The following is a 9,056-nucleotide window of genomic DNA, read 5'->3' as shown; positions in this document are numbered from 1 at the left end:
ATCGCCGCCGTCAGCGACGTCTTGCCATGGTCAACGTGGCCGATCGTGCCAATGTTTACGTGAGGCTTGTTGCGCTCAAACTTACCTTTTGCCATTTCCGGCTCTCCATTTTCTGTCCCCTATGCGGGGAATAGGTCAAATCTTCTCGGATCTGGGTATTCCGGTCACTTCTGACCGGAATACTTTGCCTGGATTTCCTGTGCGACGTTCGACGGAACCGGTGAATAGTGGTCGAACACCATCGAGTACTGTGCGCGACCCTGCGACATGGAGCGCAGGTTGTCGACGTACTTGAACATGTTCGCCAGCGGCACGTTGGCCGAGATCACGACGGCGACGCCGCGCGATTCCTGGCCCTGGATCTGGCCGCGGCGGGAGTTCAGGTCGCCGATCACGTCGCCGACGTAGTCTTCCGGCGTCACAACCTCGACCTTCATCATCGGCTCGAGGAGCTGGGCGCCAGCCTCGCGGGAAGCTTCACGGAAGCATGCACGCGATGCGATTTCGAAGGCGAGGACCGACGAGTCGACGTCGTGGAAGGCGCCGTCGATGAGCGTCGCCTTGACGCCGAGCATCGGGAAGCCTGCGAGCGGACCCGAGGACAGGACGCTTTCGATGCCCTTCTGAACGCCCGGGATGTATTCCTTCGGAACAGCACCGCCGACGATCTTGGATTCGAAGACGAAATCTTCGCCGTCCGGATTCGGTTCGAAAACGAGCTTTACGCGGGCGAACTGGCCGGTACCACCGGTCTGCTTCTTGTGCGTATAGTCCTTTTCGGTCTTACGCGTGATCGTCTCACGGTAAGCAACCTGCGGCGCGCCGACGTTGGCCTCGACCTTGAACTCGCGACGCATGCGGTCGACGATGATGTCCAGGTGCAGTTCGCCCATGCCGGCGATGATCGTCTGGCCGGATTCTTCGTCGGTCTTGACGCGGAAGGACGGATCTTCGGCAGCCAGGCGGTTGAGCGCGAGGCCCATCTTTTCCTGGTCGTTCTTCGTCTTCGGCTCGATAGCGATCTGGATAACCGGCTCGGGGAACTCCATGCGCTCGAGAACGACCGGCTTAAGCGGGTCGCAGAGCGTGTCGCCCGTCGTGGTGTCCTTCAGGCCTGCAAGAGCAACGATGTCGCCCGCATAGGCTTCTTCGATGTCTTCACGCGAGTTGGAGTGCATCTGCAGCATGCGGCCGACGCGCTCGCGCTTATCCTTGACCGTGTTCATGACCGACGTACCCTTTTCGAGCTTGCCGGAATAGATGCGGGCGAAGGTGAGCGAACCGACGAAGGGGTCGTTCATGATCTTGAAGGCGAGCATGGAGAGCGGCTCCGAGTCGTCGGCGTGACGCTCGATCTCGGCTTCCGTCTTCACGTCGATGCCCTTGATCGCCGGGATGTCTGCCGGGGACGGCAGGTAGTCGACGACCGCGTCGAGCAGCGGCTGGACGCCCTTGTTCTTGAACGCCGTACCGCAGAACATCGGGTGGAACTTCACGTCGATGGTGCCGCGGCGAACGAGTTCGCGGATCTTGTCGTTGTCGGGATAGTTGCCCTCGAGGTAGGCTTCCATCGCGGCTTCGTCGATCTCGACGACCGTCTCGATCAGCTTCTCGCGATATTCTTCAGCCTTTTCCTTCAGGTCTTCCGGAATCTCGACGACGTCCCACTGGGCGCCGAGCGATTCGTCGCGCCAGACAAGAGCATTCATCTCGATCAGGTCGACGACGCCCTTGAAGTCGCTTTCAGCGCCGATCGGCAGCTGCATGACGACGGCGGTGGCGCCGAGGCGGGTCTTGATCATCTCGACCGAGCGATAGAAGTCCGCGCCGGTCTTGTCCATCTTGTTGCAGAAGATCATGCGCGGAACATGATACTTCTCGGCCTGACGCCAGACGGTTTCGGTCTGCGGCTCAACGCCGGCGTTGGCGTCGAGCAGCGCGATGGCGCCGTCGAGAACGCGCAGCGAACGCTCGACTTCGATGGTGAAGTCGACGTGGCCGGGGGTGTCGATGATGTTGAAGCGGCGGGTCTTGCCGTCACGGCCCTTCCAGAAGGTCGTGGTGGCAGCCGACGTGATCGTGATGCCACGTTCCTGCTCCTGCTCCATCCAGTCCATCGTCGCGGCGCCGTCGTGGACTTCGCCGATCTTGTGGGACTTGCCGGTGTAGTAAAGGATACGCTCGGTTGTCGTCGTCTTGCCGGCGTCGATGTGCGCCATGATACCGAAGTTACGGTAGTCTTCGATCTTGTATTCGCGTGCCATAATGGACTGCCTTTTCGAGATTACCAGCGGTAGTGCGAGAACGCACGGTTGGCGTCAGCCATCTTGTGCGTGTCTTCGCGCTTCTTGACGGCGCTGCCGCGGTTGTTTGCTGCGTCCATGAGTTCGCCGGAGAGGCGCTCGACCATGGTGGTTTCGTTCCGCTTGCGGGCCGCTGCGATGAGCCAACGGATAGCGAGAGCCTGACGGCGCTCCGGACGAACGTCGACCGGGACCTGATAGGTTGCACCACCGACGCGGCGCGAACGAACTTCAACGTGCGGCGCAACGTTGTCGAGGGCCGAATGGAACACGCCGAGCGGGTCCGCCTTGGCCTTGCCCTGAACAACATCGAATGCGCCGTAAACGATGGTTTCGGCGACGGACTTCTTGCCGTCGAGCATGATGGCGTTCATGAACTTCGTTACTACGAGGTCGCCGAACTTCGGGTCCGGATTGATCTCGCGCTTTTCTGCTTTATGACGTCGGGACATACTTTTCGTCTCTCAACTAAATTGGGTTCCAGCGAAATGGCGCCGGTTACTGGTTACTTCGGACGCTTCGCGCCGTACTTGGAGCGGCGCTGCTTGCGGTTCTTGACACCCTGGGTATCGAGAACGCCGCGGATGATGTGATAACGCACACCCGGAAGGTCCTTCACGCGGCCGCCGCGGATCATGACCACGGAGTGTTCCTGAAGGTTGTGGCCTTCGCCCGGGATGTAACCAATGACTTCGAAGCCGTTGGTCAGGCGGATCTTGGCGACCTTACGCAGAGCCGAGTTCGGCTTCTTCGGCGTGGTCGTGTAGACGCGGGTGCATACGCCGCGCTTCTGCGGGTTCTCCTGAAGAGCGGGAACCTTGTTACGCTTTACCTGTGCCTGACGCGGCTTACGGATCAGCTGGTTTACGGTAGGCATTCAACCATCCCTTAAATCTTGTCTCGTTACCCTTTCGGGCGGAACTTGCCGTTGCCGGCGACGCCACACGCCTTCTTTTCATGCGCAAAACAGGACCGATCCGCCTCAGCGAATGGCCCTCCAAAAGGCAGAGGACGCGGTATACCCGCGTCATGCGTGCAGCAATCATGTCTTCACGTGCGATGGATCCCTGTTTGAGGCGAACTCCAGAACGAGTCGTACTGAACCAGCCAGCCTCACATAGGCTCCGATGGCGGTCGCTCTACTGGCTTACGTCCCGCGCGTCAAGGGGAGCGGCGAAATATTCTTGCTCAACCCATGCGCCAAACCCTGATATCCGAGGCATTCGCGCTCAATTGCCTAGCGCGGGCTACGGCCGGGAGGCGCGTTCAGGACGCCGCTAATGTCACGCAAACGTTAATGAAGACTGAACGGAGAATCAACCATGCTGCCGCTTTCGTCCCCTGCGCGGCGATTCTCCGTCCCCAATGCGTCGTACTTTTCATTCCGGCGGGAACGGCGTAAGGACGTTTCCAGACGAATGTGAAGGAAAGCCCATGTCAATCTCCCCCGACAACGACAACACTTCCGAAGACGCCATGGTCTTCATTATCATCGGAAAGGCCTATGAGCGCGACGGCGACGAGGACGGCATCGACATCCACGTCATGCTCCGCGCACCGGATGACGACAGCGCCGTTCGCGAGGCCCTGAACGCGCTGGCCGAGGAAGGCTTCCTCGAAGCGGATCTGGACCAGATCGGCACGCTGAACGAAGCCCCGATCGACGAGCCGCACGCCTCTGCCTACCAGGGCGCACTCGAAGGTGAAGTCGCGATCATCCGTTTCGCTTGAATATCGAGGCGCAGACTACCTGCCGGGTCGCAGCCTCGGAAATGGCGTCGCCTAGGAGCGCTCCCTGAGGCGCATTTGGCGACGCCCGCCTTCAGAGCTCCCAGGCGAGAAAGGCGCTTCCATCCCGGTCGAGGAACGTCGCCCCCGTCACCGTTCCCTTTATCGCTACATCTCCGTCATACTCGAACCCGCTGCCCCTCAGCAGGATCTGTCCGCCCTTGCCGTCAATGTAGACCGCAGACGTCGGTGACCGTGAGATCAACGTATGCGGCTTGCCGTCCAGTGCTTGCGCCAGCGAGGTTTCCTTTGTGTGCGGTGGGCGGGTGTTATCTGCTGCCATCGGTGTCCCCTTTTGGAAGTTGGTACATTCCGATAGTCGTAGGTGTAGAAACAACCCGCCACCACCATTTGGGGTATGAGGCTGCAATTTTTACTACCCATGCGGTAGGCCGGATGCATACCTCCACCACCGCATCCGAAGCGACCACCTGCGCCGCCACACTGGCCAGACCCCACGGATGCCTCCCTCACGTATCACGACGATCGCACCGTGGCCCGCATGCCGCGCCCTCCCCGCCGCGCCCTCACCGCCATACATAAAGCCGCCCGGAAAGTTCCGGGCGGCTTCCTTATTCGGATTGCTCTTGAAGGTCGCAGCGCGACGCCGCGTGACCTTACTCGCCTGCCGGCACGCTCTCGCCTTCGGCGAAATCCGCGAGCATCGGAGTTGCTGCGGCAGCACCCGTCGACTTGCGGCGCTCGTCGAGGATCATCTCGTCGCGGGCCGTCGCGATACGGCGGATCTGCGTCATGGTCCCGCCGGTACCGGCCGGGATCAGACGACCGACGATGACGTTCTCCTTCAGGCCCTGCAGACCGTCTGTCTTGCCGGCGATCGCAGCTTCCGTGAGAACCTTGGTGGTCTCCTGGAACGAAGCGGCCGAGATGAAGGACGGGGTCTGCAACGACGCCTTGGTGATGCCGAGCAGAACAGGATCACCAAAGGCCGGCTTCTTGCCTTCCTCGATCAGGCGGTCATTGACGTCCTCCAGCTCGATCCGGTCGACGTTGTCGCCGACGATGTAGGTCGAGTCGCCCGCATCGGTGATTTCCACCTTCTGGAGCATCTGGCGAACGATCACCTCGATGTGCTTGTCGTTGATGACAACGCCCTGCAGACGGTAGACTTCCTGGATCTCGTTGACGAGATAGGAAGCCAGTGCTTCCACGCCCTTGATCGCCAGGATGTCATGCGGCGCCGGGTTGCCGTCGAGGATGTAGTCGCCCTTCTCGATGTAGTCGCCATCCTGAAGATGGAAGGGCTTGCCCTTCGGGATCAGGTACTCGACCGGATCGACGCCATCTTCCGCCGGCTCGATGGTGATACGGCGCTTGTTCTTGTAGTCGCGGCCGAAGCGGATCGTGCCATCGATCTCGGCGATGATGGCGTGATCCTTCGGACGACGAGCCTCGAACAGCTCGGCAACGCGCGGCAGACCACCGGTGATGTCCTTGGTCTTGGCGCTTTCGAGCGGCGAACGGGCAAGAACGTCACCCTGGGAGACCTGCTGCCCCGGCTCGACCGAAAGAATCGCGTCGACCGAGAGCAGGAACCGGGCTTCGCCACCACGGGACAGCTTGGCGACGGCGCCGCTTCTGTCCTTGATCACGATCGCCGGCTTCAGGTCGGAGCCGCGCGGCGTCGAACGCCAGTCGATGATCTGGCGCTTGGTGATGCCGGTGACTTCGTCCGTCTCTTCCTTCGCCGAGATGCCGTTGACGACGTCCTCGAATTCGACGACGCCGTCGACTTCGGTCATCATCGGACGGGTGTAGGGGTCCCACTCGGCCAGACGCTGGCCGCGCTTTACCTTGTCTCCGTCGTCCACGAAGATCTTCGAGCCGTAGGCAACGCGCTGCGAGGAACGCTCGACTCCACGCTCGTCCAGGATCGTCACCGCCATGTTGCGGCCCATGGCAATGAGATTGCCTTCGGAGTTGCGCAGCATGTTGCGGTTCTTGATCTGGATCGTGCCCTCGTAGGACGCTTCCAGGAACGACTGGTCGACCACGTTCGCCGTACCACCAAGGTGGAACGTACGCATCGTGAGCTGGGTGCCCGGCTCGCCGATCGACTGCGCGGCGATGACACCCACGGCCTCGCCCATGTTGACCGGCGTACCACGAGCAAGGTCGCGACCGTAGCAGACCGAGCAGACGCCCGTCTGCACTTCGCAGGTCAGTGCGGAGCGAATGCGGATCGACTGGATACCAGCCTTCTCGATCTCGATGACGTCCGGCTCGAGGATCATCTTGCCGGCATCGACGATACGCTCACCGGTGACCGGATGATCGATGTTGTCGAGGGCTGTACGACCCAGGATACGTGCGCCCAGCGAAGCCACGACCTGACCGGCGTCGACGATGGCGGTCATCGTCAGGCCGTTCTCGGTGCCGCAATCGACCAGGTTGACGATGCAGTCCTGCGCGACGTCGACGAGACGACGGGTAAGGTAACCCGAGTTCGCCGTCTTCAGAGCGGTGTCCGCAAGGCCCTTACGGGCGCCGTGGGTCGAGTTGAAGTACTCGTTAACGGTCAGACCTTCCTTGAAGTTCGAGATGATCGGCGTCTCGATGATTTCACCCGACGGCTTGGCCATCAGGCCACGCATGCCGCCCAGCTGGCGCATCTGGTTCGGAGAACCGCGGGCGCCCGAGTGGGACATCATGTAGATCGCGTTCATCGGCTTCTGGCGACCGGTCTCGGGGTCGAACTCGACGGCCTTGATACGGGCCATCATGTCTTCCGCGACCTTCTCGGTGGCCTTGCCCCAGGCGTCGACGACCTTGTTGTACTTCTCGCCCTGAGTGATCAGGCCGTCGTTGTACTGCTGCTCGTATTCCTTCACGAGCGCTTCGGTGTCGCCGACGATCTTCGCCTTCGTGTCCGGGATCACCATGTCGTCCTTGCCGAACGAGATGCCGGCGCGGCAGGCATGGGCGAAGCCGAGCTGCATGATCCGGTCGCAGAAGATGACCGTGTCCTTCTGACCGCAATGACGGTAGACCGTGTCGATCATCTTGGAGATGTTCTTCTTGGTCATTTCCTGGTTGCAGATGTCGAAGGGAACGTTGGCGTTCTTCGGCAGCAGTTCGCCGATCATGAGGCGACCGGGGGTCGTCTCGTAGATCTTGGAAACAGGCTTGCCGTCGGCATCGACCGACTTGAAGCGGCCCTTGATCTTGGCGTGCAGCGTCACGGACTTGGTTTCAAGCGCATGCTGGAGCTCGCCGAGATCCGAGAAGGCCATGCCTTCGCCCGGCTCGTTCTGGTTCATGATCGACAGGTAGTACAGGCCGAGAACCATGTCCTGCGAGGGAACGATGATCGGTGCGCCGTTTGCCGGATGCAGGATGTTGTTCGTAGACATCATCAGCACGCGGGCTTCGAGCTGGGCTTCGAGCGACAGCGGCACGTGAACGGCCATCTGGTCGCCGTCGAAGTCGGCGTTGAAGGCGGTGCAGACGAGCGGGTGCAGCTGGATCGCCTTGCCTTCGACCAGGATCGGTTCGAAGGCCTGGATGCCCAGGCGGTGCAGCGTCGGTGCGCGGTTGAGCAGGACCGGATGCTCGCGGATGACCTCGTCGAGGATATCCCAGACTTCCGGCTTTTCCTTCTCGACGAGCTTCTTGGCCTGCTTGACGGTCGAGGAGAAACCCTTTGCGTCGAGGCGGGCGTAGATGAACGGCTTGAACAGCTCGAGCGCCATCTTCTTCGGCAGGCCGCACTGGTGCAGCTTGAGCTCCGGACCGGTCACGATGACGGAGCGGCCGGAATAGTCGACGCGCTTGCCGAGCAGGTTCTGACGGAAGCGGCCCTGCTTGCCCTTGAGCATGTCGGAGAGCGACTTCAGCGGACGCTTGTTGGCGCCGGTGATGACGCGGCCGCGACGGCCGTTGTCGAACAGCGCGTCCACAGATTCCTGCAGCATGCGCTTTTCGTTGCGGATGATGATGCCCGGCGCGCGCAGTTCGATCAGGCGCTTCAGACGGTTGTTACGGTTGATGACGCGGCGGTAGAGATCGTTCAGGTCCGACGTCGCAAAGCGGCCGCCGTCGAGCGGAACCAGCGGACGCAGGTCCGGCGGGATCACGGGGACGACCTTCATGATCATCCATTCCGGGCGGTTGCCGGATTCCATGAAGTTCTCGACGATCTTCAGGCGCTTCATCAGCTTCTTCTGCTTGAGGTCCGACGTGGTGTCGGCAAGCTCGGAGCGCAGGTCGCCCGCGATCTTCTCAAGGTTCATCGAAGCCAGCATCTCGTAGATGGCCTCGGCGCCGATCATGGCGGTGAACTGGTCCTCGCCATATTCGTCGACCGCGATCATGTACTCCTCTTCGGAGAGGAGCTGGTTTTCCTTCAGCGCCGTCAGACCCGGCTCGGTGACGATGTAGTTCTCGAAATAGAGAACGCGCTCGACATCCTTCAGCGTCATGTCGAGCAGGGTCGAGATACGCGAGGGAAGCGACTTCAGGAACCAGATGTGGGCGACGGGCGCTGCGAGCTCGATGTGGCCCATGCGCTCGCGGCGAACGCGCGACAGCGTGACTTCGACGCCGCACTTTTCGCAGATGATGCCCTTGTACTTCATGCGCTTGTACTTGCCGCACAGGCACTCGTAGTCCTTGATCGGCCCGAAGATGCGCGCGCAGAAGAGACCGTCGCGTTCAGGCTTGAACGTACGGTAGTTGATCGTCTCCGGCTTCTTGATCTCGCCATAAGACCAGGAAAGAATCTTCTCCGGCGACGCAATCGAAATCCGGATGGAATCGAAGGTCTGTGCAGGCACCTGCGGATTGAAAAGATTCATGACCTCTTGGTTCATGCCTGTCTCCTTTGTGGGCCTGAGGCCCTCAGCTTAGCGGGCGAATGCGGCGATACCCGGGTGCCGCAATGCCGCTTGAAACGGAAAATGCCGCCTTGCGAGGCGACGAAGCCCCCGCCTCGCCCGACCTGGG

Annotated in this window: 7 protein-coding genes; 1 reads left to right on the top strand and 6 read right to left on the bottom strand. The window is 61.1% G+C overall.

Annotation, left to right across the window (positions count from 1 at the left end; all coding sequences use genetic code 11):
• The 4 genes from CRO48_RS31940 to rpsL all read right to left on the bottom strand — a co-directional run.
• Positions 1–95 (bottom strand): GTP-binding protein (locus CRO48_RS31940; RefSeq protein ID WP_131922527.1); only part of this gene is annotated, 95 nt, incomplete at its 3' end.
• A 69-nt stretch (positions 96–164) separates the two neighbouring features.
• Entirely contained in the window at positions 165–2,264 is a 2,100-nt protein-coding gene (gene fusA / locus CRO48_RS29495) for an elongation factor G (RefSeq protein ID WP_097143238.1), read from the bottom strand.
• 20 nt (positions 2,265–2,284) lie between these two features.
• Entirely contained in the window at positions 2,285–2,755 is a 471-nt protein-coding gene (rpsG, locus tag CRO48_RS29490) for a 30S ribosomal protein S7 (protein ID WP_097143237.1), read from the bottom strand.
• 53 nt (positions 2,756–2,808) lie between these two features.
• Entirely contained in the window at positions 2,809–3,180 is a 372-nt protein-coding gene (gene rpsL, locus CRO48_RS29485) for a 30S ribosomal protein S12 (RefSeq protein ID WP_003507760.1), read from the bottom strand.
• A gap of 557 nt (positions 3,181–3,737) precedes the next feature.
• On the opposite strand from rpsL, the gene CRO48_RS29480 reads away from it, so the two are divergent.
• On the top strand, positions 3,738–4,034 hold the full coding sequence (locus tag CRO48_RS29480; RefSeq protein ID WP_097143236.1) for a transcriptional regulator: 297 nt from the start codon (positions 3,738–3,740) through the stop codon (positions 4,032–4,034).
• A gap of 91 nt (positions 4,035–4,125) precedes the next feature.
• Here the strand turns inward: CRO48_RS29480 and CRO48_RS29475 are convergent, their stop codons facing one another.
• Positions 4,126–4,374: a hypothetical protein gene (locus CRO48_RS29475; protein WP_097143235.1), complete on the bottom strand. Its 249-nt coding sequence runs from the start codon at positions 4,372–4,374 to the stop codon at positions 4,126–4,128.
• A gap of 334 nt (positions 4,375–4,708) precedes the next feature.
• Positions 4,709–8,923, bottom strand: a complete 4,215-nt coding sequence (gene rpoC, locus CRO48_RS29470; protein ID WP_097143234.1) for a DNA-directed RNA polymerase subunit beta' — start codon at positions 8,921–8,923, stop codon at positions 4,709–4,711.
• Positions 8,924–9,056 lie beyond the last annotated feature (133 nt).

The sequence above is a fragment of the Rhizobium subbaraonis genome (genome assembly GCF_900220975.1).
Taxonomy (GTDB): Bacteria; Pseudomonadota; Alphaproteobacteria; order Rhizobiales; family Rhizobiaceae; genus Mycoplana; species Mycoplana subbaraonis.
The sequence above is the reverse complement of the archived record's forward strand: the minus strand, read 5'-3'. Positions and strand labels throughout refer to the sequence as shown.